The 25,668-nt window shown below is 56.8% G+C and carries 17 protein-coding genes; 10 read left to right on the top strand and 7 right to left on the bottom strand.

Annotated features, from left to right (window positions below):
• Positions 1-68: 68 nt before the first annotated feature.
• Positions 69-2,456, top strand: coding sequence for a mechanosensitive ion channel domain-containing protein (locus ACR0B3_RS13940; RefSeq protein ID WP_480809602.1), 2,388 nt, complete (start codon positions 69-71; stop codon positions 2,454-2,456).
• A gap of 87 nt (positions 2,457-2,543) precedes the next feature.
• On the opposite strand, the gene ACR0B3_RS13935 is transcribed toward ACR0B3_RS13940, so the two are convergent.
• The 5 genes from ACR0B3_RS13935 to ACR0B3_RS13915 are packed head-to-tail and all read right to left on the bottom strand — an operon-like array spanning position 2,544 to position 9,768.
• A complete protein-coding gene (locus tag ACR0B3_RS13935; protein ID WP_480809601.1) occupies positions 2,544-3,899 on the bottom strand; it encodes a CoA transferase in 1,356 nt (451 codons plus the stop codon).
• A complete protein-coding gene (locus tag ACR0B3_RS13930) occupies positions 3,896-5,050 on the bottom strand; it encodes an ABC transporter permease (protein ID WP_480809600.1) in 1,155 nt (384 codons plus the stop codon). The genes ACR0B3_RS13935 and ACR0B3_RS13930 overlap by 4 nt, the downstream gene beginning before the upstream one ends.
• A complete protein-coding gene (locus ACR0B3_RS13925) occupies positions 5,047-6,075 on the bottom strand; it encodes an ABC transporter permease (RefSeq protein ID WP_170397654.1) in 1,029 nt (342 codons plus the stop codon). The genes ACR0B3_RS13930 and ACR0B3_RS13925 overlap by 4 nt, the downstream gene beginning before the upstream one ends.
• A gap of 14 nt (positions 6,076-6,089) precedes the next feature.
• Positions 6,090-8,003 (bottom strand): ABC transporter substrate-binding protein, encoded by a 1,914-nt coding sequence (locus ACR0B3_RS13920; RefSeq protein WP_480809599.1) that lies wholly within the window; start codon positions 8,001-8,003, stop codon positions 6,090-6,092.
• A complete protein-coding gene (locus tag ACR0B3_RS13915; protein WP_170721517.1) occupies positions 7,996-9,768 on the bottom strand; it encodes an ABC transporter ATP-binding protein in 1,773 nt (590 codons plus the stop codon). The genes ACR0B3_RS13920 and ACR0B3_RS13915 overlap by 8 nt, the downstream gene beginning before the upstream one ends.
• A gap of 229 nt (positions 9,769-9,997) precedes the next feature.
• Here ACR0B3_RS13915 and ACR0B3_RS13910 point away from each other — a divergent pair, with 229 nt between their 5' ends.
• The 7 genes from ACR0B3_RS13910 (at position 9,998) to ACR0B3_RS13880 (ending at position 18,027) form a co-directional block, all read left to right on the top strand.
• Positions 9,998-10,495 carry a class I SAM-dependent methyltransferase gene (locus tag ACR0B3_RS13910; RefSeq protein WP_480809598.1) on the top strand — a complete coding sequence of 166 codons (498 nt, stop codon included), beginning with the start codon at positions 9,998-10,000 and terminating at the stop codon, positions 10,493-10,495.
• 92 nt (positions 10,496-10,587) lie between these two features.
• Complete coding sequence (locus tag ACR0B3_RS13905; protein WP_480809597.1) at positions 10,588-11,217, top strand: glutathione S-transferase family protein; 630 nt, start codon at positions 10,588-10,590, stop codon at positions 11,215-11,217.
• A gap of 98 nt (positions 11,218-11,315) precedes the next feature.
• A complete protein-coding gene (locus ACR0B3_RS13900) occupies positions 11,316-13,718 on the top strand; it encodes a GcvT family protein (RefSeq protein WP_480809596.1) in 2,403 nt (800 codons plus the stop codon).
• Positions 13,719-13,720: 2 nt separating this feature from the next.
• Complete coding sequence (locus ACR0B3_RS13895) at positions 13,721-15,265, top strand: trimethylamine methyltransferase family protein (RefSeq protein WP_480809595.1); 1,545 nt, start codon at positions 13,721-13,723, stop codon at positions 15,263-15,265.
• Positions 15,266-15,940, top strand: a complete 675-nt coding sequence (locus ACR0B3_RS13890) for a TetR/AcrR family transcriptional regulator (protein ID WP_480809594.1) — start codon at positions 15,266-15,268, stop codon at positions 15,938-15,940.
• On the top strand, positions 15,937-17,241 hold the full coding sequence (locus ACR0B3_RS13885; protein WP_480809593.1) for an NAD(P)/FAD-dependent oxidoreductase: 1,305 nt from the start codon (positions 15,937-15,939) through the stop codon (positions 17,239-17,241). The genes ACR0B3_RS13890 and ACR0B3_RS13885 overlap by 4 nt, the downstream gene beginning before the upstream one ends.
• A gap of 54 nt (positions 17,242-17,295) precedes the next feature.
• On the top strand, positions 17,296-18,027 hold the full coding sequence (locus ACR0B3_RS13880) for a hypothetical protein (RefSeq protein WP_480809592.1): 732 nt from the start codon (positions 17,296-17,298) through the stop codon (positions 18,025-18,027).
• Here ACR0B3_RS13880 and ACR0B3_RS13875 read toward each other — a convergent pair.
• Positions 18,015-21,443 carry an indolepyruvate ferredoxin oxidoreductase family protein gene (locus tag ACR0B3_RS13875; protein WP_480809591.1) on the bottom strand — a complete coding sequence of 1,143 codons (3,429 nt, stop codon included), beginning with the start codon at positions 21,441-21,443 and terminating at the stop codon, positions 18,015-18,017. The two genes, ACR0B3_RS13880 and ACR0B3_RS13875, sit on opposite strands and share 13 nt — an antisense overlap.
• A gap of 144 nt (positions 21,444-21,587) precedes the next feature.
• Here ACR0B3_RS13875 and ACR0B3_RS13870 point away from each other — a divergent pair, with 144 nt between their 5' ends.
• Positions 21,588-22,049 (top strand): Lrp/AsnC family transcriptional regulator, encoded by a 462-nt coding sequence (locus ACR0B3_RS13870; RefSeq protein WP_480809590.1) that lies wholly within the window; start codon positions 21,588-21,590, stop codon positions 22,047-22,049.
• 3 nt (positions 22,050-22,052) lie between these two features.
• Here the strand turns inward: ACR0B3_RS13870 and ACR0B3_RS13865 are convergent, their stop codons facing one another.
• Positions 22,053-22,442, bottom strand: a complete 390-nt coding sequence (locus tag ACR0B3_RS13865; RefSeq protein WP_170686087.1) for a DUF3307 domain-containing protein — start codon at positions 22,440-22,442, stop codon at positions 22,053-22,055.
• A 214-nt stretch (positions 22,443-22,656) separates the two neighbouring features.
• On the opposite strand from ACR0B3_RS13865, the gene ACR0B3_RS13860 reads away from it, so the two are divergent.
• The gene (locus tag ACR0B3_RS13860) at positions 22,657-25,653 is read left to right on the top strand and encodes an ABC transporter transmembrane domain-containing protein (protein WP_480809643.1); all 2,997 of its coding nucleotides are present in this window, start codon (positions 22,657-22,659) and stop codon (positions 25,651-25,653) included.
• The last annotated feature ends 15 nt before the right edge of the window (positions 25,654-25,668 follow it).

The raw sequence follows: 25,668 nt of genomic DNA, 5'->3' as shown, positions 1-25,668 counted from the left end.
GGAAGATTTGAACAGCCCTTCGAGGTTCTATAGGGTTGGCCACAATTGTGAATTGGATGCGACACACGATGAAAATGAATGTTCTGGCCGGGCTGTTTCTGGTGATTTGGGCGGCAACGCTGGCCTTTGTTAACGAGGCGGCTGCGCAGACCTCGCTTATTCCGGGATACCCAACCGGATCAAGCAACGAAGAGAGCACGGAGGCATCGGATAGCGATCTGGCAGCCGCCATTCGTTCAGCGACCGAAGCGGGTGCAAGCGTTATCGTCATCGACAGCGCCGGTCAGGTGGTTTCGGCGGCAGGCGATAGCGGCAGTGCAACAGCTGACGCCAGTAATGCCGATCCAATGGCTGAGGGCTCTCAGCTTATGAGAGCGCAGGAGCGGTTTTCGAAATTTCGTGATTCCGTCCGTTCACGGATGGAGGCGCTGCCCTACTCGGTATTCGAGGTGCAATATATCCTCAGGCAAACAAGCCCAGACGGGCGTATCCAAACTTACATCGAAGTCTTGGTTTTGAACATTCTGTTCCTGTTGTTTGGCCGTTGGTTATCGACTGAAATCTACGGTAAGCGCATCGCAAAACGCTGGGTTGTCGCACGCATCAAGGAAAACCCCGTAGGTTATCGCGAAAAGATGCCGTTCCTGGTTTATCGCTTCGTGATGGGTATTGGGGGCACGATCTTTGCCATGCTTATGGCGTTGATCGTGGGGTATCTGTTTTTTGGCGAAGCTGAAGACATCTCGATCCAGTTTACTGTCACAGCGATCTTCACGGCGTTTTTCCTGTCGCGCACGGTATCTGATTTGTGGCGGATGGTGCTTTCGCCGTACCTGAGCCAGTACCGCCTGCCACCTTTTTCGGACCGGGACGCTAAGCGCTTGTATTTCTGGGCTTCGGCGCTTGCGACATATGACATCTCGGTTGTGCTGTTTGCGACCTGGGTGGCGGATTTTGGGCTGAACTACAACGTCTATGCGTTGGTCTATGGCAGTCTGACACTGGTCGGGGCGTTGGGCAACGTGCTGATGATCCTGTTCAATGCGCGCGCGATCTCCAATGCAATTCGCGGTGGGCGTGCCCCGGATCAGGTGTCATGGATTTTGAAATTCATCTCTTTCGCCTGGGCGCCTGTTCTCGTGCTTTACATGGTGTTTAGCTGGTTGAAGCTGGCCGTTGATCTGGTGCTGGAAGTTCAGGATTCCATACCAATCGTGGCAAGCAGCTATGCGATCTTCATGTCGGTCGTCGTCGCCTACGGTGCGATGAACTATCTGCTCGAACGGTACTTTGACCGCAATCGCCAGATTGAGGCCCTAAATGCCGATTACGAGCAGGCAGAGCTGATCGAAGACGAGGTTGTGGTTGAGACACCACAGGCTGAGAAGCGCAAACATGCGATAATAACCTATGAAGACCTGGCCCGCCGCGTAGCGGGCATTTTGGCGTTTGTCGTGGGTCTTTATGCGCTTGTGGTCATCTGGAACCCGCAGGCCAATTGGTCCGAAGATCTGCCGATCGAGCGGGCGTTGGATGTGATGGTGATCTTGTTCATCGGCTATATCTTGTTTCACTTTTTCCGAGTCTGGATCGACAGCAAGATCGCGGAAGAAACGGATGATGGCGGCGCAGAAGCCGAATTAGGTGACGAAGGAGGCGAAGGTGGCCAGAGCCGGTTGGCCACTCTGCTGCCTCTGTTCCGCGGCGCTATTTTGGCTGTAGTGGTTGTGACCATCGCGCTGATCGTGCTGATGGAGTTGGGGATCAATGTCAGCCCCTTATTTGCGGGCGCTGGTGTTGTTGGCCTGGCGGTTGGCTTTGGGTCACAGACTTTGGTGCGGGATATCTTCTCGGGCGCGTTTTTCCTGATGGATGACGCGTTCCGGAAGGGTGAATATATCGATATCGGCGACGTGAAGGGGACGGTCGAGAAGATCTCGGTCAGGTCATTCCAACTGCGCCACCATCTGGGTGCGCTCAACACGATTCCCTTCGGTGAGATCAAAGTGCTGACCAACTATTCCCGCGATTGGGTGATCATGAAGTTGCCGCTGAGGGTGACTTACGACACGGATGTTGAGAAAGTGCGGAAGCTGATCAAAAAGCTGGGGCAGGAATTGCTGAGCGATCCGGTGATCGGTGAGAACTTCATCCAGCCATTGAAATCACAGGGCGTGATCGAGATGCAGGATTCGGCGATGATTATCCGGGTCAAGTTCATGACCAAACCAGGCGATCAGTGGCTGGTGCGTAAGAAAGTGTATCAGGATATTCGCGAGCTGTTTGCCCGCGAAGGCATCCGTTTTGCGCACCGGGAAGTCACGGTGCGGCTGGCGGATGACAAGGAGGCCGAAGACCTGACGCCAAAACAGCGCGAGGCGGTCACAGGGGCTGTACAGGCTGCGATTGACGAAGATTATTTGGACGATATCGGACCCGGAGGCGACGACCGCTAGGGCGGCTCCCGCCCCTTTGGTTCGTGTCTCTGACGAGACGCCAGCCAAAGCGTTGGGCCGGGCCGCGCGTGTCGCGCGGCGGTTGGTCTAATTTGAAAGCGATGGCCAGACGGGTTGTGACGTTCCAAGTTTGGATGCGGGTAGTGTCCAGTTCATCTGGGCGGTTCCGACTGTCAGAGCTGGTTTCAATCGATGACCGGGCCCCCAGCCCGAGGGTTCGGGTTTATCCGCATAATCTGTTGGCAGGGCTTGTGTGATATCTTTGTCGGCGTCGCTTTTGGCAAGGTTTGCCAAAAGCTCAGCAGTTCGTGCGAGCGAAAGCCGGGCGTCCATGACAGTCTGGCGAGATGCGGCCTCGGCCAAGGCGGACATCACGGCAGCGGCCATCAGGTATCCGGTTGCATGATCCAATGCCTGTACGGGCAAGGGGGTCGGCTTGTCAGCTCCGGCCCAATCCATCCCCGCATGCGCGATTCCGGCGCTCATCTGCACGAGGCTGTCAAAGCCGCGGCGCGCAGCCCATGGGCCTTGCCAACCATAGGCGTCAAGCGTGACCTCGATCCGGTTCGGCGCCAGCTGGTCGCGCGCGGCTTTGTTCAGGCCAAGTGCGTCCAATGCCCCGGGGCGATATCCATGAACAAAGACATCCGCTTGGGTCAGAAGTTCTTTGAGCTGACTTATTCCGTCAGGTGATTTCAGATTCAGATAGGCGCAGTGCTTACCCAGTGAAATGTCAGGGATGACGCCGGGCTCATCCCAGTCGGGGGGATCGATCCGCAGCACTTCAGCCCCAAAACCCGCGAGTGTCCGTGTTGAAACCGGGCCGGCCAAGATACGGGTCAGGTCAAGCACGCGCAGCCCCGCAAGCGGGAGCGCAGCGGTGGCCTGAGGCCGATCTCGAAGCTTTGCGTTGCGCGGGCCTTGCCATCCGATCAATGGCTCACGGACCAGAATTCGCCCTTGAGGGTGCTCATGCCAATCCGCGCGACTGCGCATCGCGGCCGCGACACCGCCCTCAGCCACAATCGCGGCTTCAAGCTCAGCGACAACCCAGCCTCGGACGGCACGCTCTACCGCTGACCGATCAGCTTCGACCTGCAAGACCTTGAGGGCAGCGGCACGGTGATGAGGCAAGTTTGTGTGCAACCTGATCCACCCATCTGCGCCCTGATAATCGCCCGCGATCGCGTCCCACAGGTTGGGCATGTCCCAGCCTTTGGGTTTGAATGAACAGCCATACCACAGCGAGGCCAGACGGTGATCTACGGTTATTTCAGGAGGTTCCGACGATAGGTTCATGCCGGTCACAAGGCGTGACAGCTCTTGCCCCACCGTGGCGAAACTTGCTGTAGCAAGCTCGGACACCGCAAAGGCACTGGGTCGCGTGCCCTCCCCAAAAACCCGATAGGTTTCAGGTGAGGGGAGAGCAGAAAGCAAGCTCATTGTTGATAGGGGTCCAGGCTGTCGCGCAAACCGTCACCCAAGAAGTTGAACGCCAATACGACCACGATGATCGGCAGCATTGGGATCGCAGTCCAGGGATAGATTTCGATTGAGGCTAGGTTCTGTGCATCATTCAGCATAACCCCCCAACTGACTGCTGGCGCGCGCAGGCCAAGGCCAAGGAAGCTGAGGGCCGTCTCACCCAAGATCATCGCAGGGATCGAAAGTGTGGCCGAGGCAATCAGATGCGACATGAAATTGGGCAGCAGGTGCTTACGGATCACCCGGCCTGAACTTGCGCCCATCATCTCAGCGGCTCGAACATATTCCTCTTCACGCAGCGACAGGAATTTGGCGCGCACCGAACGGGCCAGACCGGGCCAATCGAGAATACCGAGGATGATCGAGATGATGAAGAACACCGCAACGGGGCTCCAATTCGAGGGCACCGCTGCGGATAGGGCCAGCCAGAGGGGCAATTCCGGCAGCGAGCGCAGAATTTCGATCACGCGGTTGATGGTCCAGTCGATGCGCCCTCCGAAATACCCGGCCATTGATCCAAACAGGATACCAAGGAAGAACGAGACTGAAATGCCGATCAGACCCACGGTGAGCGACAGTTGGGCGCCATAGAGGATACGGCTGAACACATCACGACCCAGTCGATCCGAGCCCCAAAGGAACAGCGTCGCCCCCTCGGGCGCGCAGAACAGGTGGGTGTCGGATTTGATCAGACCTGCAAGCTTGTATTCAGAACCCTCACAGAAGAAACGGATCGGGCGCGGGTCTTCGGTGTCGGGGACGAATTTCCATTGGAACGTTTCAAGATCCGCCTCGGCCACAATGGGATAGACATAGGGGCCGATGAACTTGCCCTCATGGAACCAGTTAACGGATTGGGGCGGGGCATAGAGATGCTCTCCGTTCCGGTCATTGGGTCCGTACGGGGAAACAAACCCTGCAAATGGCAGCATCAGGTAGCAAAATAGCAGGAAGATGCCTGAAATCAGGCCCAGCTTGTGGGTTTTGAACTTGCGCCAGACCAGCACCCAGTTGGGAGCGTCGAGGTCCGCACGCTCAAGCTGCTGGATCGAAGCTTGCGGGTCGAATGGGGCTTCGTCGACATAACGACCGTCGGGGCGTTTGCTCATGCTTCGCGCCCCTCATACCGAATGCGTGGGTCAAGCATGACCAACAAGATATCCGAGATCATGGTGCCGATCAGGGTCAACAGGGCCACGAACATCAGGATGAACGCCGAAAGGAACTGGTCCTGGGTTTTTAGTGCCGTTAGCAAGGTCGGGCCGATGGTCTGAAGGCCAAGAACAACAGAAACCAGAACCGATCCTGAGACCATCGATGGCAGCAGGTTGCCGATATCCGCGACAAAGGGATTGAAGGCCACGCGCAACGGGTATTTTGTCAGCATCCGCGATGGCGACATACCCTTGGCGATGGCTGTTTCGACATAAGGTTTGCCCAGCTCATCCAGCATATTGGCGCGCAGACGTTGCATCATGGCCGACGCACCCGAGGTGCCGATGACGAAGGTCGGAACGATCAGGTGGACAAGGATGGATTTCAGCTTGTCCCAGCTCATCGGCTGCCCCTCAAAGGAAGGGTCCATCAGTCCGCCGATGGGCAGGTTGAAATAGCGATGGCCATAGTAGAACAGGATCAGCGCCAGCAGGAAGTTCGGCGTCGCAAGGCCCAGATAGCCGACAAAGGCCGAAGTATAATCGATCCAGGTCCGTGATCTGGCCGCAGCGATGACTCCCAAAGGCAAAGCAACGGCGTAGACGAATAGAATGGCAGCCAGATTGACCACAACCGTCAACCACAGCGTATCGCCCACGATCTCGCGCACGGGGCGGTCAAATTCGAAGGACCAGCCATAATTACCCTGCAACAGGCCTTCAAACCCGTGTGGGCCTGGCCAGAAGCCCATCCAGATCAGGTATTGTTCCGGAAGGGACCGATCCAGAGAATACTCTTTGCGCAGAAATTCAGCCTTGGCGACACCGGCGGACTGTCCCGAAGCCTGCAGTTCGGCAATCTGGTTGCTCAGGTAGTCTCCGGGCGGAAGGTTGATGATCACAAAGATCAGAACCGAAACCACCAACAGAGTCAGCAGCATCGTGAAAAAGCGATACACCGCATAGCGCAGCATGACCATTTAGCTGCTCCTGATCAGTCGACGAAAAAGAACTCGTCCGGACGATGAATGCCGAAATGCGCACCGGGTTCCCACGCCCACATGGCCTGTTCAGGCACGTTGCGCAGACGGTTCGACACGACGATTGGCTGTGGCGCGCCGTTCAGGATGCCGATGGCGTACAGCTGGTCCGCGTGGATTTTCAGCATTTCAGACCAGACAGCTTCGCGTTCTTCGTCACTGGTTGCGATCTCCCAATCATGGGCCAGCTTCATGAGGAGTTCCGCCTCGGGCATGTCTGGCGGCTCACCCGATCCGCCGTTGGTCTGATAGTATTGGCCCCATTTAGGCCAGGCCAGAAAGACTTGATCGGTCGGCGCAAGATAGGCAGGAGAAGTGTGGCTTTGCGGGATGCCGTCATCCCAGCCGAACCAGACTGAGGCCATGGTATTGCCCGAGAAGACCCGATTGCGCAGGATATCCCTGTCCAACGGGCGCATGACAAGGTCGACGCCAATCTCACGCCAAGTATCCGTTACGATCTGAAGTGCGTTTTCAACCTCTTGCCTTTCGCCCGCAGTTTCGATGATCAGCTCCATCGGACGTCCATCGGGCAACAAGCGGATGCCATTCTTGTCACGCTCAGCCAAACCGGCCTCATCAAGCAAAGCATTCGCCAATTCGACGTCATACTGCGCCCAGGCCTTTGCGTTGGCTTCGTCGTAAAAAGGCGAGGCAGGCAGAACCGACATGGCTCCGGGCTGGGCCAGTTTGAAATAAAGCGCCTGATTGATCGTGTTGCGGTCAATAGCCAGCGATAACGCCCGACGCACGCGTACGTCACGCAGAACGTCCCGCCATGCATCGTCGGTGTAGTTCAGGTTAGGATAGATCGCGATCTGTGATGCCACGCCTGTTTTCCACAAGAGTGTCTTGTAGCCGCCTTCGGCTTCACCCTTTTTCAGGATCGAAGCATCGCGGAAGGCCAGCCCACGACCTTGCAAGTCGGTTTCACCCGCGTTAGCCTTGGCCGCGACCAGACCCGGCGCGACGATTTCCATTTCAACTACATCGATATAGGGCAACTGCACCCCGTTCGAATCCACCCGGTGGTAGTAGGGATTACGGATAAAGCTGTGCCGGATTTTCTTGCCCGAGCTGGCGTTGAGCCATGGCTGCAATGTTGGCAGTTCGTGGTTGTCGTACTTATACAGGTTGTCCAGTTTGTTGTGCAGGGCTGCCCAGCTTTTGACCCGTGCATCTTCGACCTGAAATGCCAGCTCTTCAGGATCAGCGAACTTTTCGTGATATTTTTTAAGAAACTCCGACGGACGGTAAATAAACGGCGGACGTGCCTGAGCAAGAGATTGCAGAAAGTCTGGATTGGGCTCGTCCCACTCGAACACAACGGCTGTTTCATCGGGGAAGGTTACCGTAGGGGGCTTGCCTTCAACCAACAAAAAGTCCGGAGGACCTGAGGGGCTGAGCAATTCGTTATTTGCCACGTCCTCCCACCAATAGCGGAAGTCTTCAGACGTAAACGCAGTACCATCCGACCATTTGTGGCCGGGTCTCAGATACAAGGTATACTTCCGATTGCCGTCGTTTTCGAATGACGCCAGCAGATCGGGTACAATGTTGTATTCCTGATCAAATCCCACCAACCTTGCGTAACCATAGACAACCATCTGCCGGATATCTTTTGATCGGGTGACCATCGTACGAAGCGTACCACCGGGCGCGCCGAATTCTCGTCCTTTTGCGGCCAGATCAACAATCAGAGGGTCTTGTGGGATGCGCTCGGCAATAGGTGGAAGGCTGCCGCTTTCAACATCGCTTTGCCAGAACGTGCTTTCCTGAAGATTGGTTGGAATTTCCGCAGCGGCGGGCAATATGCCTGCAACTGCAATCGATGCAGCGAGAAACAGTCGGTGAGTGGTCTTAAACATGGCAGCGTACCTTATGGCCGGGCTCCAACTCTACCAAAGAAGGTATCACGGAGTCGGAAAATCTAAAGGCGTCATCCCAACTGTCGGGCGAACCAGCGCCCAGTGCAACCAGTTTCAGGTCGATCGGGCGATTGATATCCGGCTCAGGCTGGGCGGCGATCAGCGCTTTGGTATAGGGATGACGTGGATTGTAGAACAGAGTTTCGGGCGGAGCTTGTTCGACCACAAGACCCCTGCGCATCACAGCGACTTCGTCGGCGATACGCGCGACGACAGCGAGATCGTGTGAGATGAACAGATAAGACAAGTTCAAACTGTCTTGCAAATCTTCAAGCAACGTAAGGATTTGTTCCTGAACGGAGACATCCAGGGCCGAGGTCGGCTCATCACAAACGATCAGCGCTGGGTCCAGCATCATCGCTCTTGCGATAGACAGACGTTGCCGCTGCCCACCTGAGAACGCATGCGGATAGCGTTTCAGCATATCGGCGTTCAGCCCGACACGCTGCAGCATTTCGGCCGCTTTGTCGCGCTGTTCGGATACAGTGCCGATGCGATGTATTTCCATCGGCTCGGTCATGGCATCCTGGATGCGCATCCGTGGGCTCAGGGAGCTGTAGGGATCCTGAAACACCATTTGCGCCTTGCGCTGAAAGGCGGTGCGTTCAGCCCGGGTCATCTTGTGAACCGTAATTGGTTCGGAGTCTTTGGTTGTTCGGAATAAAACTTCGCCGCCGGGATCTGGCAGTTCAGCGCCTAAGGCGATCCGGGCGGCGGTTGTCTTGCCAGACCCGCTTTCGCCAACGATCGCAAGCGTCTTGCCGCGCGCCAGCTTCATGTCGACGCCCCGGCAGGCATGGATCAGTTTATCAGCCTTCCAGCCTTTGCTGGATCGCATCGTGTAGGTCTTGGAAACCCCGGTCATCTGTAGAATCAAGTCTTCCTCGGGCATCGGAATGCCGACGGAATCCTGATCCGGTATCTCAGGCGCAGCGTCGAACAGCTGTTGTGTGTAGGGATGGGCCGGATCATTCAAAATGGGCGCTGCCGGACCTGCCTCCATCACGCGGCCCTTGTGCATAACAACAACCTGTTCGGCCATGTTGGCAACGACACCCAGATCGTGGGTGACCAGGATCAGAGCCATACCGGTTTCACGCTGTAGCTCTTTGATAAGCCCAAGAACCTGCGCTTGGGTGGTCACGTCCAACGCCGTGGTTGGTTCATCCGCGATAAGCAATTCGGGCTTGGACACCATGGCCATGGCGATCATGGCTCGCTGTCGCATTCCGCCGGACAGCTCGAACGGATAGCTGTCATAGGCGCGGGCAGGGTCCGGGAAACCGACCCTTTCAAACTGGGTCAGAACTTCTTTGCGGGCCTGTGCCTCGGATGCGCCGCGATGCAGCCAAAGGACTTCACTGACCTGATTTCCGATTTTGTGAAGCGGCGACAGGGACCGCATCGGTTCCTGAAAAATCATGGAGACCCGATTGCCGCGAATACTGCGCATCTGTCGTTCGCTTAGCTCGGTCAGATTAGCCGTGCCTTTGGAATCGTTCAGCGTGATCGTTCCGCTGCGGATCTGAGCTGTGCGCGGTAGAATGCGCAACGCAGCCCGGCATGAGATCGTCTTGCCCGATCCAGATTCTCCAACCAATGCAAGTGTCTGTCCGGCCTCGACCTCAAAGCTGACATCCTGGACAACGGAAGGACCCGTGCCAAAGCCGATGCTGAGATCGCGAACGGACAACAACGCACTCATGCGGGTTTTCCACCCGTCTGGCCGTTAGAAAACATCGGCTTTGTGAACTCCCTGTCTTTTTTGCGCAGTTTCGCGCGGTTGGGGCGGCGTAGTCAAACACCTTCTTTACCCGAATTGTCGCGAATTCGTGAATTCTTTGCGGCGCGGCTACACATTCCCTTGAGAATTTGCCACTACCAGATCGCAGGGCACAGATAAGGTGTCGTTTCTATAGATAGAGGTTATAGCTGTGCCGGAAGCTCAAAGTCGCCTGGATCTGTTCATCGACCGCATGGTCTCGCAACGCGCTTGTCTGGATTTCGCGATCGCTCAAACAGCGGGCCAGCCCGGCCCGGTGTTTGAACTGGGGCTGGGCAATGGGCGCACCTATCACCACATGATGCAGCATATTCAGGGCCGGCCGGTATATGTTTTCGAACGGGCTGTTGCGTCTCATCCCGATTCGACGCCGCCGGATGATCTGGTGATTCTTGGTGATGTGCGTGAGACATTGCCTGCATCTGTCGCGCGATTTGGCGCGACTGCCAGTCTGATCCATGCCGATCTTGGTGGGCACAACCGACAAAAGAACGATGCATTTGCCCGCCTCGTTTCGCCATTGATCGAACCACTTCTGGCACAGGGTGGGCACATGGTGTCGAGTGATCGAATGTATTTTGAAGCGCTGACCGAATTGCCACTGCCCGAAGGTGCGGTGGAAGGACGCTGTTTCATCTATCGGCGTTGATCTGCCATTGGGTCACTTTGCGATCTGACTCGCGCTGCGACGGTGGGCTGGTCTAACGTCTGAGGCATGAAGTTTCAGAAGGGATCGTAAATATGCTGTTCTACGATTGCTCGACCGCGCCAAGCCCCCGGCGCGCCCGGATGTTTATCGCGGAAAAGGGGCTGGAGATTGAAACCCGAGACATCTCAATCGCCAAGGGCGAGCAGATGAGCGACGCGTTTCGCGCCGTAAACCCAGGGGCGACGATCCCGGTATTGGTCACAGATGAAGGCGCGACGCTCACCGAAAACCTAGGTATCGCAGCGTATCTGGAGGCGCGCTTTCCAGAGCCTCCGTTGATGGGGCGAACCGCGGATGAGAAGGGCAAGGTTTTGATGTGGACCGCTATTGCTGAACAGCAATGCGGGGCCCCTATCGCAGATGCGCTGCGCAACATGCATCCCGCGTTCAAAGGCCGCGCGATCATTGGGCCCAAGAATTATGAGCAAATCCCCGAACTGGCAGAACGGGGCAAAGCGCGTGTGAGCGCCTTCTTTGATCTGCTGGAGCCTCACTTAAGTGAGAGTGATTTCATGGCCGGGGAAGAGTTCACTCTGGCCGATATCACCACGTTTGTATTTGTCGATTTCGCGCGGGTCATCAAGATGCGCATCCCCGAAGAAAATACGGCGACGCAGGCATGGTACAACACAATTCAGGCACGGCCGAGTGCGCAGATTTGATATTTTGCACGGCGTCAAACCCGAACTGTACAGAAATGTCTAGACAGAAGTGAACAGTACCTCTAGCGTCCTTTGCGAGTCATTCAGGGGAGCGCGAGATGAAATCTCAGTATCGTGTCGTAGTCATCGGTGGCGGCGTTGTTGGCGCCTCGGTTCTGTATCATCTGGCCAAGTTCGGCTGGTCGGATGTGGTCATGCTTGAGAGGCGGCGTTTGGCCTCAGGCTCGTCCTGGCATGCGGCTGGCGGCATCCATGCGCTGAACGCAGATCCCAACATGGCATCCCTGCAGGCCTACACGATCGACCTGCTGAGCGAGATCGAGAAGGAATCGGGGCAGAACATCGGCCTGCACATGACCGGCGGCCTTACATTGGCGGGAACGCCTGAGCGGTGGGAGTGGCTACAGGCCAATTACCGCATTTTCCAGTCCATCGGCATCGACGATTGCGAGTTGCTAAGCCCGGAAGAAGCGCAGAGACGTTGCCCGATCATGTCCACCGATGGTGTTTTAGGCGCGATGTGGGCGGATCGCGAAGGCTATATCGATACGACCGGGACCGTGCAGGCCTATGCAACCGCAGCCAAGAAGCGGGGCGCCGAGTATTACGAGGAAACCAAGGTCGAAAGTCTGACGCAGACTGCCGATGGTTGGGAAGTCGTGACCGATAAGGGCACCATTACCTGTGAGCATGTGGTCAATGCCGCGGGTCTCTGGGCCAAGCAGGTCGGGCGCATGGCTGGGGTGGAACTGCCGGTATCGCCACTCAAACACCATTATCTGATCACCGACACGGTGCCAGAGGTGGCTGAGGCTGATTTTGAGATGCCGATGACCGTGGATCTCGAAGGTTTCACCTATATGCGGCAGGACCAGAAGGGCGTTCTGGTCGGTATCTACGAGGTCGATCACGAACATTGGGCCATGGACGGCGCGCCTTGGAACTATGGCGAAGAGCTGTTTCAGGAACAGCTCGATCGGATCGAAAACGAGCTGACGCTGGGCTTTGAGCGTTATCCATCGATCCAGAATGTTGGCATCAAAACATGGGTGAATGGCGCATTTACCTTCTCGCCCGACGGCAATCCGCTGGTTGGCCCAGTGCCGGGCAAGCGCGGCTATTGGTCGGCCTGTGCCGTGATGGCCGGGTTCCTGCAAGGCGGCGGCGTTGGTAAAACATTGGCCGAGTGGATGATCCACGGCGAGCCAGAGGCAGACGCTTGGCCGATGGACGTGGCACGCTATGGCGATTTTGCACAGAACAAGCGTTACATCCGCGAGACGACGGGGCAATTCTACTCCCGCCGTTTCGTGATGACCTACCCGAACGAGCAACTGCCTGCTGGTCGTCCACTGAAAATGGCGCCCGCGCATGACGCGATGACCGAAGCAGGGTGCAAATGGGGTGTCAGCTGGGACCTCGAAGTGCCGCTCTATTTCGCGCCGAAAGGGTTTGAAGAAACGCCGACACTCAAGCGTTCGAACGCGCATGATATTGTGGCTGAGGAATGCAAGGTACTCCGCGAAGGTGTGGGCTTGCTGGATATCTCGGGCTTTTCGCGGTTCGAGGTCACCGGACCCAATGCCGAAGCATGGCTGGACAAGGTCATGGCGTCGAAACTGCCTGCGCCGGGTCGGGCCAAGCTGGCCCCGATGCTGGGCGAAAATGGGCGGCTCAAGGGTGATCTGACCGTGCTGAACTGGGGTGATGGCACCTGGTGGATCATGGGCAGCTATTACCTGCGCGCCTGGCATATGCGTTGGTTCGATGATCACATGATCGACGGCGTCACGGTCCGTGATCTGGGCGAGGAATATTGCGGCTTTGCCGTGGTAGGCCCGAAATCGCAGGCAGTCGTCGAGAAACTGGCAGAACAGGATATCTCGGGTCTGAAATTCATGGGCTGCGACAACTTCGACATCGGTCTGGTGCGTGCCCGCGTCGCGCGGATGTCGGTGACCGGCGAAAAAGGGTATGAGATCAACTGCCGCTATGGCGATCACATCAAACTGCGCCGCATGCTGCTGGAGGCGGGGGCCGAAGAGGGCATTCTTGAGTGCGGTTTCAATGCCATGCTTTCCACGCGTCTTGAGAAAAGCTTTGGCATCTGGTCGGCCGAGTTCACTCAGCTCTACACGCCGGGCATGACCGGGATGGATCGCTGGATCGACTGGGACAAGGACTTTGTGGGCAAAGAGGCCGCGCTGGCAGAACGCGATGGCAATGGCCCGGCGCAGATTCAGGTTACGCTTGAGGTTGATGCGGAAGATGCTGACGCCAGCGGGTATGAGCCGATTTGGGCCGGTGATCAGCGTGTGGGCTTTGTGACCTCGGGCGGCTACGGCCACTATACCGGCAAGTCGCTGGCTATGGCTTTGGTCGATCGCGACAGGGCCGAACCGGGGACAGAGCTATCGGTCCATGTTGTAGGCGTCGAACGCCCGGCACGTGTGATTGCGGCGTCGCCCTATGACCCTCAGGGCAAAGCGATGCGAGGTTGATCATGGAGGCAGAGGTCGGAAGACGCCGTCGTCGGGGTCGCGGAGCCGAAGCGGCCCCACAACCAAGTCGTGACGTGAATTATCGCCAGCTTCGCAATCCGTTCCCGCAGATGGAAGTGTTCCCGGCGGATCAGATCGCGGACATGCACGAAACGGCCCTGCGCACACTGGAAGAGCTGGGGGTGAAGGTCTTGTTGCCCGAGGCGCGTCGGATTTATGCGCAGGGTGGAGCGCGCGTGGATGAAGCCAGCGAGATGGTCTTTATCGGGCGGGATATGGTCGAGGCCGCAGTGGCCTCAGTCCCCAAATCCATTGCCTGTCGTGCGGGCGCGCGAAGGCGGGATTTTACCTTGGAACTGGGCTCGCTGGTATTTCAGCCCGGGGCAGGGGCGCCGAACGCAACCGATCTGGAACGCGGGCGCAGAGCGGCGGGCGCTCAGGACTATCTGGAGTTCCTGAAGCTCACGCATCACTTTGATGTGTTTCAGATGATCTCACCCCAGGTCGAGCCGCAGGACGTGCCGACCAATGTGAGGCACTACTTTACGACGCAGGCGCAGATGGAGCTGACGGACAAGTTCCCGTTCTTCTTCTCACGCGGAACACCGCAGGTGATGGACAGTTTTGAGATGCTGTCCATCGCACGCGGTCTCAGCGAAGATGATTTCCGGGCCAATCCGCATTGCTATACGATCATTAACACCAACAGCCCCCGGACATTGGATATTCCGATGGCGCAGGGGCTGATTGACTTTGCGCGCCATGGGCAGATGTCGATCATCACGCCCTTTACTCTGATGGGGGCGATGGCTCCGATCACCGTTGCCGGAGCCATTACCCTGTCGCACGCCGAGGCGCTGGCAGCTTTGACCCTGACACAATTGACGAACCCGGGTGCGCCAGTGTGCTATGGGACGTTCACCAGCAACGTGGATATGAAATCCGGTGCACCTGCGTTCGGGACCCCCTCGCATTTCCAGGCCTCACTGGCTGCCGGTCAATTGGCCCGTCATCTCGGACTACCTTGGCGATCAGCAGCCGGGTCTGCGGCCAACATCAACGACGTGCAGGCGGCCAATGAAAACCAGTTCGGGCTATGGGGTTGCTTGATGGCCGGTGCCACGGTGATTATTCATTCAGCCGGCTGGCTAGAAGGGGGGCTGACGGTATCCTTCGAGAAGATGATCTGTGACGCCGAAGTGTTGAACATGGTGGCCGAGCTATGCGCCGGGGCGCAGGCCGGTGGGGCAGAGATTGGCTTCGACACGGCCCTCAGCGAAGTAGAGCCCAGCGGTCATTTCTTTGCCACCAGCCAGACGATGGAGCGCTATAATACCGCGTTCTATGAACCTCACGTGCATGATTATGCCAATTTCGGCACCTGGACCGAGCGTGGTGCGATCGATGCCAATCACCGCGCAACGGGCGTGTGGAAAGACATCCTGGCAAATTTCAAGGCACCGTCGTCAGATTCGGATCGCATTGGGACCATGAAAGAGTTTATCGCACGCCGCACAGAAGAGGGCGGAGCACCACCGGAGAGCTGAATGAACACCAAACCCATCCTCCACCGTGATGACCCAAAGGCCGAGCCGCTTGTCGGTAACGTCAAAGTAACGCGTGACGACTGGCTGAACGTGGCTATGGACGTGTTAATCTCAGACGGGGTGGATCAGATCAAGGTTCTGAACCTGGCCGAACGGATGGCCGTGTCGCGGTCATCTTTCTATTGGTATTTCAAATCTCGGCAGGAGCTGCTGGACGCATTGCTTGCACGCTGGCAGGCGATGAACACGGCGGCTCTGGTCGCGCAGGCCGAGGCGCCGGCCGAGACTATAACAGGCGCGGTCTGCAACGTGCATCGCTGCGTGGTGAACAACGATCTGTTCGACACTGCGCTCGATTTTGCCATTCGCGATTGGGCGCGCAAATCCGGTAAGGTGCGACGCGCGCTGGACCAGTCCGATGCGCGACGGCTTGTAGCATTGTGCGCAATGTTTACGCGCTACGGCTATACCGAAGTTGAAGCCGAAACCCGGGCGCGTGTCCTGTACTATATGCAGATTGGTTACGACCTTGCGCAATTGAACGAACCCATCTCGGCACGGATCGCGATGGTTCCGCATTACCTCTATGTTTTCACCGGGGTCGAACCGCGCGACGAGGAAGTCGAAGAATTCAGCGCCTATTCTCGAGCCCATTGGGAAGGAGACCCCTCATGAGTCAACCAGATGCAATTCTCATCGGCACCGGCGTGATTGGTGCGGCCATCGCGTTTGAGATGTCAAAGGTCGGATGGAAGACCCTGTCGCTGGACCGCAATTCACAGGTTGGACATGGCTCGACAGCTGGGTCCTGCGCCATCATCAGAATGCACTATTCGACCTTTGATGGTACTGCCTTCGCGTGGGAGGGTTATCACTATTGGCGCGATTGGGCCTCGTATCTCGGGCTGCCCGAGGACGCAAACCTGGCACAATTCCGGCAGACCGGCTGCCTAGTGATGAAAACCGAAGCCAACGGATATCTGGACAAACACAAAACCAACAGCACCGAATTGGATTGCCCGTTCGAAGAATGGACGCCAAAGGACATAAAGGAGCTTCTACCGATCTATTCGCTCGAAAGCTTCGCCCCGGCGAAACGCATGGATGACCCCGAGTTTGGGCAACCGAACGGGGCGAAGGTTCAGGGTGCGGTATTCTGGCCAAAAGCGGGATATGTGACCGACCCGGCCTTGTCCGCGCAAAACCTGATGGACGCAGCCAAGCAGCACGGGGCAGTCGTGCGTACGGGGGCCGAGGTGGTTGAAATCCTCACCGAAGCTGGACGGGTTTCGGGTGTAAGGCTGGCATCGGGCGAAGAAATCCATGCGAAGGTGGTTGTGAATGTCGCGGGCCCTGGTTCGGCCTTAATCAACAGCATGGCGGGTGTATTGGACGACATGACCATTGAAACCCGCCCTTTGAGGCAGGAAGTGGTTCATGTTCCCGCGCCCGAAGGCTTTGATTTCGAAAACCAAGGCACGATCGTATCCGACAGCGATATTTCACTGTATTGTCGGCCTGAGCATGGCAATCACATTCTGATCGGATCGGAAGACCCGGAATGTGATCCACATCAGTGGTGCGAGGACGATCAGACTTACAACCACGATTTCACGGATCAGTGGACCACGCAGGCGATGCGATATGCACAACGGGTTCCAAGCCTTGGCATTCCATCCAAAACTCGCGGGGTTGTCGATCTCTATGATGCGTCAACCGACTGGATTCCGATTTATGACAAATCCAGCCTGCCAGGGTTCTACATGGCCTGTGGCACCAGTGGAAACCAATACAAGAACGCCCCGATTGCGGGCAAGATGATGGCGGCCCTGATCGGCTATTGCGAGGGCGGGGCAGATCACGACGCAGAACCGCTGCAGTTCGAACTGCCATATATCGGGCGCAGCATTGATGTCGGGTTCTACTCGCGTAAACGCCCGATCAATAACGAAAGCAGTTTCTCAGTGCTGGGCTAGACGACAGAGTGGAACGGCCTAGATTTCCGATGAACCGGAAAGAGGGCCGTTCTGATGGCAAATCAATCCCCGCACGTTTTGATCCTGGGCAGTGCACCCTCGGCCATGGCGGCGCGCGATTGGCCGCGCGCGCCTTTCACGCATATCATTGCTATTAACAACGCGTGGCGTATCCGGAACGACTGGGACTACCTGATCCACCCCGAGGATTTTCCGCCTGAGAACCATCCTCACGAAATCACGGCCGACAAAATCGTAATCACAGCGAATGACTATGTGCCGCTGCAAAATCAATATGGCGGTTTTGTCTATGCCGGTGGGACGATGGCTTTCACCGCAGGCTATTGGGCGCTGGCCGCCCTGCGCCCAGCGACGCTGGCTTATTTTGGTTGTGACATGGTTTATCCAAAGATGGGTCAAACTCATTTCTATGGCACTGGTACTGCCGATCCGTTGCGAGACGACATCACGCTCCGTTCGCTTGAGGCCAAATCGGCGCGGCTTGCTCTTTTTGGCGCGGCCCAGGGATGCCGAGTTGCCCGGTTGTCGCGCGGGGATAGCCGGTTGGTGTTTCCACCAACCTCACGGCGAGAACTATCCGCCGCGCCATTGCCAGATATCTCTGCGATGCGACCGGCGCTGAAGCGTGAAGCCGAGTTGGGGTACTTTGTCCCGTCCGGGCGTTATTGGGAGGTGGACCAACGATTTGACCCAGCTGAGATCGATTGGCTGGACCGATTGTGGTTTACGGCTTATCGATCCTCATGCCTTGATCAAGTTGCATGACTGGGCAGGGTTTTTAACACTTCATCCGCTTTCAGCCGCGCGGCACGGGCAGCTTCGATGCGGACCGGACCATAGCCTCGGACCTCATCGGCGCAGGAAAGCAGCTCATACCAAATGGTCTCATTTTCAGTGGAGTAGGCTGCCCGCAATTGGTCCAGCAAGCCCTCATACCATCTCAGCAAATCCCGATGTAGCCGCGCTTCGGCGTGATATCCGAAGGGATTGAACGCGGATCCTCGCAGTCCCCGCAGCCGTGTTAACCCGCGAAGAACCGGTCGTATCCACGAGCCCAACGTGAACTTACGCGGTCTTCCGCGTTCATCCTTGCGCCAGCTCAGCATGGGCGGAGCGAAATGGTATTTGGTTTTGAAATTACCTTCGAATTGCCGCCGAAGTTCGTCTGCGAAGGCTGAGGACGTGTGTAGCCGAGCCACTTCAAACTCGTCCTTGTAAGCCATGAACTTGAACAGGCTGCGGGCGACGGATTCAACAAGCCGGTCGGATATCTCGGGCTTGGACCTGCGGATGTCTTCAATCTGTTGCATATAGCGCTCGGCATAAGCAGCGTCCTGATAGTCCGTCAGAAACGCCACGCGACGCGCGATCATCTGGTCCGGCGTTTCACCTGTGTCAGACGGGTGTGCCAACCCTTGTACCCTGCCGGGGTCAGCTGCCAGGCACCGACCAATCGCGAACGCCAGCCGGTTTTTCTCAATCGCTACGCCATTCAGCAGGATGGCTTGGTTTACCGCAGTGTTCGACACCGGAACCAACGCCTTTTGCCACGCGTAGCCCAACATGATGACATTGGCAAAAACCGCATCACCCAACATCGCCTCGGCAATGGAGTTTGCATCAAGGCTGGACAGATTGTCAGCCCCAACCACATCGGCAATGGCCTGCTCCCGCGCATCCACCCGCAGTTGCGCATCGCGTCGCAGCACAAGATCACCCGTGGGCATCTCGGCGCGGTTCAGCACAACTTGTGTGCCATGTGTGTAATGGGCAGAGGCTTTGGGGGCCGAACTGACCACGATGTCGCAGCCAATCACAGCATCTGCTGCCCCCTGATCAATCCGTACCTGATTAAGCGTATCAGGTGCCGCGCCAAGACGAATGTAGCTCAGCACTGTTCCGAATTTCTGGGCAAAGCCGGTGAAATCCAAAACCGAGGCCCCTTTACCTTCCAGATGCGCGGCCATGGTGATCAAGGCACCAACCGTGACCACGCCCGTACCACCGACGCCGGTTACCAGAAGATCGAAGGGTCTTGTCAAAGATGGAAGGGTGGGCGTTGGCAGACCAGCCTCGAGCGTATCGAGGTCCAGATCCATGCTGCGCTTGCGCCGTGTGGCACCTTCTACAGTTACGAAGCTTGGGCAGAACCCATTCAGGCATGAAAAATCCTTGTTGCAAGAACTCTGGTTGATCTTGCGTTTGCGTCCCAGCGGGGTTTCGCGCGGCTGAACGCTTAGGCAATTTGATGCCACTGAACAGTCGCCGCAGCCCTCACAGACCAGATCGTTGATCCAGACAAATGTGGATGGGTCTTCCATAGTCCCACGCTTGCGGCGGCGACGCTTTTCGGTGGCGCAGGTCTGTTCATAGATCAGAACCGTGACGCCGGGAATGTCCCGCAATTCGCGTTGCAGCCCGTCCATCTCAGCCCGGTCGTGAAACGTGGTTCCGGGCGGGAAGTCCACACGGCGGAACTTGGTGATATCGTCCGAGACCAGCGCGATCCGCTCGACCCCTTCGGCGCGACAGGTCTGGGCAATGCCCGCGACGCTGACAGGCCCGTCAACCGGTTGCCCTCCGGTCATTGCGACCGCATCATTGTACAGGATTTTGTAGGTGATGTTTGTCCCGGCGGCGACGGCCTGACGGATCGCGAGCGAGCCCGAATGGTACCACGTCCCCTCACCAAGGTTCTGGAAGATATGCTTGCCGCCATTGAATTGCGAAGCCACCACATGCGGCACACCTTCGCCCCCCATCTGCGCATAGCCGACCGTTTCGCGATCCATCCACGATGCCATGACGTGGCAGCCAATCCCACTGGCTGCGGTCGAGCCATCTGGCACCTTGGTCGATGTGTTGTGAGGACAGCCCGAGCAGAAATAAGGAGTCCGGGTCGCGCCAGAGACGCTGATCGCAGGTGGAGGGGTTTCGGTCAGAGCCTGCGCTTTGGCCGGCAGGTTTTCTTCTGGAAAGAACGTGTTCAGCCGGGCGGCGACGATGGGAACAAGCATCAAGGGGCTGAGTTCCCCGGTCCACGGGATCAGCGGTTCGCCGTGGCTGTCATATTTCCCCACCATCTTGTGGGGTTTGTCGCCGGGCCAGTCATAGAAATACTCTTTGAACTGGCTTTCGATGATGCCGCGCTTTTCCTCGACGACCAGTACCTCGGCTTTGCCTTTCACAAAGCGCAACGCGTTGCGCCGCGCCAACGGCCAGACCATCCCGACTTTATAGATGTCGATCCCCAAGCGACGGCAAGCTGCTTCATCCAGTTCCAGCAGGCGCAACGCTTCCATCAGGTCAAGATGCCCCTTACCCGTGGTGACAAAGCCGAACTTGGCATTGTCGATGTCATAGATGCGCCGGTCGATGGGGTTCTCTTCGGCAAAGGCCCTCACGGCGCGCAGCTTGTGCTGAATGCGCGTTTCGATTTCGGGCGAGGGCAGGTCGGCGGTGCGCACATGCAAGCCGCGTTGCGGCAGGTCGATCTGCGGCAGTATAAAGCTGCGGTCGGGGCGCAGCTCAACCGAACGTGCGCTTTCGACTGTTTCGGAGATCGCTTTGAACCCGACCCATGTGCCTGAGAAACGGGACAGAGCAAACCCGTACTCGCCGAATTCCAGATATTCCTCGACAGAGGCTGGGTTCAGCGTGGGCATAAACCAGGCCATGAAAGCCACATCCGATTGATGCGGCATCGACGAGCTCACGCATCCATGGTCATCACCGGCAACGACCAGCACACCGCCTTTCGGCGCAGATCCATAGGCATTGCCATGTTTCAAGGCATCGCCGGACCGATCGACACCAGGGCCCTTGCCGTACCACATGGAAAAGATGCCCTCGACCTCGCAATGCGGGTCCAGCGTGGCTTGCTGCGCACCTAAAACCGCTGTTGCGCCAAGGTCTTCGTTCACGGCGGGCATGAAGGTGATGTGATCCGTCTCCAGCCGGTCCTTTGCGCGCCACAGTTCCAGATCCAGCCCACCAAGCGGAGATCCGCGATAGCCTGAGATGAATCCTGCCGTATTCAACCCCGCCTGATGGTCGCGCCGGGCTTGATCCATCATGATCCGTGCCAGTGCTTGCGTGCCGGTCAGAAAGACCCGGCCCTGGGTCAGAGCGTAGCGGTCTTCAAGTTGATAAGTGCGAGGTGCGGGGTCGTGATGGCTCATCGTCGTGGGTCCATGGGTTTTGCCTGTGGTTCCCGGTGATTTTAACCCCGAGTTGCTGGATAACTGTTCCAGAGTGTGTGTGAATAAAGAGATTTGTGGTAGATGAACCCGAAATTTTTCAATATTTCGGAGAAAACAACCAAAATGACCTCTCTTGATGACCGAGATCGCCGAATACTGACATTGCTGCAGAATGACAGCCGGATCTCAAATGCCGAGCTGGCGGACGCTGTGGGCATGTCATCCTCGGCCCTGTGGCGCAGGGTGCGGGCGCTGGAGGAGGCTGGGGTAATCGAGCGCTATGGCGCGTTGGTGAACCCACCGGCGATGGGTTTGACCTTTGAGGCGATCGTGCATGTGCATCTAACACGGCACGACCCGGACAAAATCGTTGATTTCATTCGAGCGGTTGAAATCAGCCCCGAGGTACAGGAATGTTACGCCACAACGGGGCAGGCTGATTATCACCTTCGGGTCTTGTGCCGGAACCTCTCGGCTTACAACACGTTTTTGGAAGATTTCCTGTTTCGACTTCCCGCAGTTGCCAGCGCGCAGACCAATGTTGTCCTGCGCACGATCAAGCGGAACCGACCGGTCGTCCCCTGAAACTCAGGCCGCGAATGCAACCCAAGCCCAAGCCATGCCAATATAGGTCAGGTTGTGAAACAACTGATCCAGACCTGCCGCGCGCCAGAAAGCGGCCTGATTGGGCTGTAGTTTTTTGCGATCAGAATAGCTGGCCTTGGCAAAATCTATGTGGAAATGAACAATCCACTCCAGCGCGGCGATGATAAGTATGAACTCAATCGGAGCCCGAAAAAGCGCAAAAATCACAACCGAGCCCACAACATGCACAGCTGCATGTTGCGCGCGTCCCATATGGAAATACGTGCCTCGCCCTGAAAGCATCTTGGGCGTTTGTAAATAATAATCGGCGAACATGTGTTTGATCTGAAGCAGGCAAAGCAACAAAAACACAGCGCCAAAACTGGCAGGCAAATGAATCCTCCCGATATCGTCCTGAATCGGAAGACTAGGGGGTAATGGCCTGACACGCAAATGAACTTGTTCACACAACCCAAATTAAGCGCAGTTCGGAAATTCATTTGCGTCCGAGGACACGATTGCGGTAAATTCGGACCGTTGTGTTCACGCCAAAATCAGTGACTTAAGCGGCGGATCGATAGTAGGGGCGGGTTCAATAGAACGAACGATCTTTCAGTTCATCTGGAAATATTCAAAACGCGACCAGTTGATTCTTCTGGCCGTGACCGCAACGCTGTTTCCATTGCTATATCTGACGTTGGAACTGCCCAAGCGGATCATCAATGACGCGATTGGTGCGACCAGCCAGATCGTTGATGTGTGGGGTTACAGCCTGCAACAGACCACATTTTTGATGATCCTATGCTTTGCCTTTCTGGCTGCTGTGTTGGCGCACGGTTTGATGAAAATGCGCATCAACACCATGAAGGGTGTTCTGAGCGAGCGAATGCTGCGCCGCTTTCGCTATCAGTTGATCAACCGGGCGCTGAGGTTTCCACAACCTTATTTTGAACGGGTAAGCCAGGGCGAGATGGTTTCAATGATCACCGCCGAAAGCGAGCCGATGGGCGGGCTAATGGGGGATGCGATCAGCCAGCCGGTCCTGCAGGCCGGGCAGATGTTCACGATCCTGTCCTTCCTGTTTCTTCAAAGTGTCTGGTTCGGATTGGCTGCGGTTGCGCTGATTCCGCTGCAGGCGTGGCTGATCCCCAAATTACAGCGTCAGATCAACTTGCTGAACAAGAAACGCATTCAGGAAGTGCGCGTATTGGCCGCGCAGATCGGCGAGAACGCCGCTGGGGCCTCGACCTTGCGCGCCAATGGTGGCTGGCGTTACCGAAGGGCAATGATCTCGCATCAATTGGGGAGGCTGTTCGGTATCCGGTTCGAGATCTACCAGAAAAAATTCTTCATGAAGTTCATCAATAACTTCATTTCACAGCTCACGCCGTTCATGTTCTATCTGGTTGGCGGCCTTCTGGTGTTGCAGGGATCGGTTTCACTGGGTGCGCTTGTGGCTGCGCTGGCAGCGTACAAGGACCTGAGTTCACCCTGGAAAGAGCTGCTGACTTATTACAATCAGACGCAGGATATGTCTCTGCGGTGGGACGTAGTGGTTGATCGCTTCGCTCCGGATGGCATGGTTGATGAAAACCTCTTTGATGCGAAGCCCGAGGAACTCCCGCATCTGAATGGAGACATTGTACTGGATCAGGTATCTGTTCGCGACATGGATGGAAATCAGGTGCTAGACGACCTGGATTTGACGTTTCCGGCAGGCAAGACCATCGGTATCTCTGCGCCCAGCGAAGAAGACCGTCATGCCCTGACCCAATTGCTGACCCGGGAAATGCTGCCAACGTCTGGCCGCATTGAGATCGGCGGGATCAACTTGACCGGTTTGCCACAGAGTGTCGTCGCAGCGCGCATTGGCTTGGCAACATCGCGCCCCATTATGTTCCAAGGCACCCTGGGCCAAAACGTGATGATGCCGATGCGGTCTCATCCTTTATCCACATCTACCGAGGACCCGGATTTCGCGGAAACGCTGCGGGCCGGCAACAGCGCTGATCCGCTCCATGTCGAATGGCTGGATCCCAAAATGGCGGGATTTGAAGATAAAGCCATGCTGCGCGACTGGTGGCTGCAATTGATCGATGGAATGGGGTCAGGTGCCGCGCTGTTCCAACGCGGCGCCGAGCAGGTTTTTGATGCAAGTGAACACCCGGCGTTGGCGGCAAAGCTGGTTGAGCTGCGCCCATTGGTGCAAAAGGCAGTGCATGAGGCCGGGCTTGAGCAGCAGGCGCTGATCTTTGATCGATCCACGTATAACGCGGCCCTACCGGTTGCCGAAAACCTCTTGTTCGCCACCCCTTGTGTGCCGGTTACTCAGGAATTGCTAGCACAGCAGACCGTGTTTCTGCAGCAGTTGCGCGAGTTGAGGCTAGACGAAACACTGATCAGCCTGACGCGCGATGTGATCGAATTGCTGCGCCAGATCTTCGGCCTGGATGGCACGGATCACCCGCTGTTTCGTAAACTAGGGCTTGAGGCTCAGACCTATGAGGCTGCGGTTGAACTGGTCGAGCAAACCCGCAAAGAGGGTGGCAATGGCCTAGATGACGAACAATTGGCCAGCTTGTTGTCGGTGCCGTTTGTGATCTCGGCAGAACAGATCGGTCCGGCCTTCTCTGACGAGTTGAAGAACCGAATTCTTGAGTTGCGCCACAGCCATTCCGACAAGTTGCTGGAACCGTTGCACGACGTTTTTGTGCCATTGGATGAGGGTGCAATTGCACCCGGTCTGACGGTCATGGAAAACGCGTTGTTCGGCAAAGTCAGTCAAATCGGTGGCGCGCGCACTGATGAAGCGCGCAAACTGATCGTAGATGTTTTGGCCGAAAACGGTGCACGACCGATGGTGGTTGAGCTGATCTACGATGTGCCTGTCTCGCTGGGTGGTCAAAACCTGCCCGCCGTATTTGCTGAACCGCTGGCCTTTACCCGCGCCGCGATCAAAAAGCCGGATATTCTGATCCTGGAAACGGCACTGGCCAGCTATGATATGAAGACACAGGTCGCGGTTTACAAAAATCTCCGAGACCTTTTGCCGGAAACCACGGTAATCTACCTAAATGACACATTCGAGAACCCAGACGTATTCGACATGCATGTCGAAATCCGTCAAGGCCGCGTTGTGACCGGCGAAGGCCCGATTGACGTTGAAGGTGACGGAGCTGCGTCAGCAGATTTGGTGCGCAAATTGCGTGCATTAGAACAAACGCCAATGTTCTCTGGTCTGGACCGTCGCCAGCTCCGCCTGCTGGCCTTTGGTGCACGCTGGTTCGAGGCCAAGGCGGGCCAAGTGGTCTTTCTAAAAGACGATCAACCGACAGATGGCGCCTATGTTGTCCTTGAGGGTGAAGCAGGGCTTTATCTGCCGCGCTCGGGCGAAGCTGATCAACTGATCATTACGGTAGGTCCAGGCGCATTGGTCGGAGAACTGGGGCTGATCCGCAAAGAGCCCCGGGCACTGAGCATGGTTGCCGAAACTGACCTGTCTTGTCTACGCATCGGTGAAGAAGAATTCCTGGCCGTGGTTGAGAATGATGCAGCCACTGCATTCAAGCTGATGCAGGTGATTGCAGGCTACGTCTCGAACTGATCGGATTCTCTTTCT

It is taken from the genome of Ruegeria sp. CE9 (assembly GCF_056537425.1).
The sequence above is the reverse complement of the archived record's forward strand: the minus strand, read 5'-3'. Positions and strand labels throughout refer to the sequence as shown.

Coding starts and splice junctions, on each gene's coding strand:
- ACR0B3_RS13900 (WP_480809596.1), top strand. CDS start 11,316: ATGAAATCTCAGTATCGTGTCGTAGTCATCGGTGGCGGCGTTGTTGGC.
- ACR0B3_RS13895 (WP_480809595.1), top strand. CDS start 13,721: ATGGAGGCAGAGGTCGGAAGACGCCGTCGTCGGGGTCGCGGAGCCGAA.
- ACR0B3_RS13920 (WP_480809599.1), bottom strand. CDS start 8,003: ATGTTTAAGACCACTCACCGACTGTTTCTCGCTGCATCGATTGCAGTT.
- ACR0B3_RS13875 (WP_480809591.1), bottom strand. CDS start 21,443: ATGAGCCATCACGACCCCGCACCTCGCACTTATCAACTTGAAGACCGC.
- ACR0B3_RS13870 (WP_480809590.1), top strand. CDS start 21,588: ATGACCTCTCTTGATGACCGAGATCGCCGAATACTGACATTGCTGCAG.
- ACR0B3_RS13880 (WP_480809592.1), top strand. CDS start 17,296: ATGGCAAATCAATCCCCGCACGTTTTGATCCTGGGCAGTGCACCCTCG.
- ACR0B3_RS13890 (WP_480809594.1), top strand. CDS start 15,266: ATGAACACCAAACCCATCCTCCACCGTGATGACCCAAAGGCCGAGCCG.
- ACR0B3_RS13940 (WP_480809602.1), top strand. CDS start 69: ATGAAAATGAATGTTCTGGCCGGGCTGTTTCTGGTGATTTGGGCGGCA.
- ACR0B3_RS13930 (WP_480809600.1), bottom strand. CDS start 5,050: ATGAGCAAACGCCCCGACGGTCGTTATGTCGACGAAGCCCCATTCGAC.
- ACR0B3_RS13905 (WP_480809597.1), top strand. CDS start 10,588: ATGCTGTTCTACGATTGCTCGACCGCGCCAAGCCCCCGGCGCGCCCGG.
- ACR0B3_RS13925 (WP_170397654.1), bottom strand. CDS start 6,075: ATGGTCATGCTGCGCTATGCGGTGTATCGCTTTTTCACGATGCTGCTG.
- ACR0B3_RS13915 (WP_170721517.1), bottom strand. CDS start 9,768: ATGAGTGCGTTGTTGTCCGTTCGCGATCTCAGCATCGGCTTTGGCACG.
- ACR0B3_RS13885 (WP_480809593.1), top strand. CDS start 15,937: ATGAGTCAACCAGATGCAATTCTCATCGGCACCGGCGTGATTGGTGCG.
- ACR0B3_RS13935 (WP_480809601.1), bottom strand. CDS start 3,899: ATGAGCTTGCTTTCTGCTCTCCCCTCACCTGAAACCTATCGGGTTTTT.